Annotated in this window: 1 protein-coding gene and 1 pseudogene; both read right to left on the bottom strand. The window is 44.1% G+C overall.

Going from position 1 to position 2968, the window contains the following annotated elements:
* A pseudogene (locus I8748_RS05810) lies at positions 1–402 on the bottom strand (hypothetical protein); the annotation flags it as partial.
* A 128-nt stretch (positions 403–530) separates the two neighbouring features.
* Positions 531–2624: an S-layer homology domain-containing protein gene (locus I8748_RS05805; RefSeq protein ID WP_198123711.1), complete on the bottom strand. Its 2094-nt coding sequence runs from the start codon at positions 2622–2624 to the stop codon at positions 531–533.
* Between the last annotated feature and the right edge of the window lie 344 nt (positions 2625–2968).

Raw genomic sequence — 2968 nt, 5'->3', positions numbered from 1 at the left:
GCTAACTTTAGCAGGTGAGAGAGCAGGTGTAACTGGTGATGATTGAGAATTTGTCACTTTCTCAAACATAATTTCTTTCTTGATAGGAGGTAGCACAGGTGCAGGTAATGCTGTGAGGCTTTCGGGAAATTTACTACAAATCAGGCGTTCAAATTCCATATTGAAATGATAAGTCGCCTGACCCCGCCGCTGCCAAAAGGTTAATATTTGCTGCACCGAGATAGCTTTATAGCGACCTTGATACAGTGCTTCAATGACTGCAAGATGCAGCCAATCTATGGGATATTGATTTTGCCAACGGTAAACCAACTCACTGGCACTGTACCCACTGAGGTCAAAACTATAGTGAACTAACAAGGCTGCTGCCAAGTCAGCTGAAGTTTCCGGGCTTGATGTTAACATTGGACTATTGGCTTCTGGCAGTAAGTATAAATTTTCTACCCGTCGCCTATAGCCTAGCGTGTTTTTAGCTATAGGATTTGTTACCAAGAGTTTCCAGGTTGATAAATAGTGTTTTTCATTTTACTGGGTCAATTGCTGACTGTCGAAACAATATAGCGTGAATTAATATTTGGTGTGCGGTTGATAGCAACTAATGCTTGATAAACCATTGCTGCTACTTCGGCGCGTGTCGCTTCCCTTGCAGGTGCAAGCTGCTTGGGATCTGGATAGTTGACGACGATTTTTTGTTGTGTGGCTGTGACCACTGCCTGACGGGCGTAGTCAGGAATGGCACTACTATCAGTGTAAGTGAGTGGGGTATTTTTATCTGCGGCTGGTAAGTTAAGTCCGTTAACTAGAGAAACAATCACCTGTAACCTTTGCACATTTTGATTGGGGCGAAAAGTGCGATCGCTAAATCCACTGACAAAGCCGCCACTAGCCGCAATTTGTAAGGCTTGATATGCCCAAAAATCTTTAGGTACGTCAATAAAATCGGGTGCTGGGCGTTTGGGGGTGGGGTTAAAGGCAACTGCCACTAAAGCCGCATACTGGGCGCGAGTCATGGGTTTATCTGGCTGGTAGTTGCCATCGGCAAAGCCTTGAGTTAAACCCATGTTGGCTAATGCCCGAATAAAGGCTTCTGCCCAATGTCCTTTGAGGTCGCTAAATGAGGGAATATCATCAACATCAGGAGTGACAATATATGGTGAAGCGATCGCTTTTTCATTGCTGCTAATTACCAATGATTGATAAATTAATGCCGCTACCTCAGCACGAGTGATATCTCGCAATGGTTCTAGTTGTTCAGTATCGGGATAGTTGACAATTAGCTGTTTTTGTGTTGCTACTGCCACAGCATTGGTGGCGTAACTGGGAATTTGGGCGCGATCGCGGTACAAAGTTAATAAATTGGGATTTCCCTGACTCAGCTTTAAGCCATTGACAATAGATACTATTGCTTGAATTTTAGTTAAATTTAGTGCTGGTCGAAATGTGCCATCGGGAAAGCCACTCACAAAGCCGTTTTCAGCAGCAGCAAAGATGGCTGATGCTGCCCAAAAGTCTGATTTTACATCAGAAAATTTATTTACTTTATTGCTTGCAGACAACTGAAAAGTTTTGGCAATGATAGCAGCATATTGGGCACGGGTAATGGGGGCATCTGGGGCAAAAGTACCATCAGGAAACCCACTAATTGCACCTTTACTCACCAACGCTTCTATAAAAGCCGTTGCCCAATGCCCAAGCAAATCAGCAAAACTAGTATTTATCGAGATTTGTCCGGTATTATCTTCTATGGCAGCAATGAAATCTACCTGTCCTTTGACTTGGGTAGGATTCAATTGATTACCTACTGAAACAAGCGATACTGATGTGGCGTTGTATAAGTCGAACTCGCCATGATCCCGAAAAATATTACCAGCAGCATCTTGATTGCTACCTAAATCAGGCATGGCGTTACCGTTGACTAACAGTCCACCTTGAGAATTCTTGACAATCAGATTATTACGTAGCACAGGTCGCGCATCACGAGAAAGTGCGATCGCTGTACGATTGTCTGATAGTTTATTGTTTGCGATTAAAGGAGCCGCAAAATCAGTAATTGCGATACCCAAAGGATTTTTTTGAAAGACATTCCGCAACACCTCTGCCTTGCTATTACGCGCCATCATCAAACCGCTGGCGGCATTTTGCACAAACAGATTATCTACAATTGCGGGTTTAGCATTACCAGTTGTGAAGACTCCTTCTCGACCACAGTAGCTAAAAGTATTATTAGCCACATTTGCGGTTGCCGATTCAATCCAGACACCAGTGCCTTTAGCTGTGGGATTAGTTATAGTCACACCCACAAGGCTAGCATCATCCAGTAACAGCAGCGTAATATTTTGTACACCAAAACTAGGACTTTGATATTCACCACTACCAGTAATTACGATCCCCGCGCCTTTGTTGCCTTCATTACCCACTATCGTGACCCCCGCAGAGATCACCAGTGGAAACACCTCACCACGAGCCGCGCTGTAAGTTCCAGATTCTAGCTGAATTATCAGCGGTGTTTTATCGACTTTTAAAGCACGGGTGAGGCTTTTAAACGGACTCAACCGCGAACCAGTATTAGTATCACTTCCTGTTGCAGGGTTGACATAGAATGTGGCTACAAGAGTAGAGTTAACCATTGATTGTTGAGATGCAACTGTTTAAATTATGACAATGATAAATATGTCAGTTGTCAGTTGTCAGTTGTCAGTGGTTAGGAGTGAAGAATTATTTCCCTTGTCCCCATCTCCCTCATCCTCCAGTTGGTGAGTTTCGGCTACGCTCAACTACCGCGAAGTCGAACCACATCCCCCTCATCCCCCCATTCCCTCGCGGGCGGTGTCGTTGGCAAGACTTAATATTTGACACTCCCCTGACTGAATAAATAACGCGAGCGCTCATTTATTCAAAAAGTCAGGGGATTTTAAGAAGTTGTTCCGAATGGAGCTAAAGCCACCATTCTCCACTTCTCCAATTTAAGAAG

The organism is Amazonocrinis nigriterrae CENA67 (genome assembly GCF_016056305.1).
In the GTDB taxonomy this organism is placed as follows: Bacteria; Cyanobacteriota; Cyanobacteriia; order Cyanobacteriales; family Nostocaceae; genus Amazonocrinis; species Amazonocrinis nigriterrae.
This window is presented reverse-complemented; position numbering and strand designations above follow the sequence as displayed.

What these genes read in the sequence shown, in the direction of transcription:
- I8748_RS05805 (WP_198123711.1), bottom strand. Translation starts at nt 2,624, where the DNA reads ATGGTTAACTCTACTCTTGTAGCCACATTCTATGTCAACCCTGCAACA.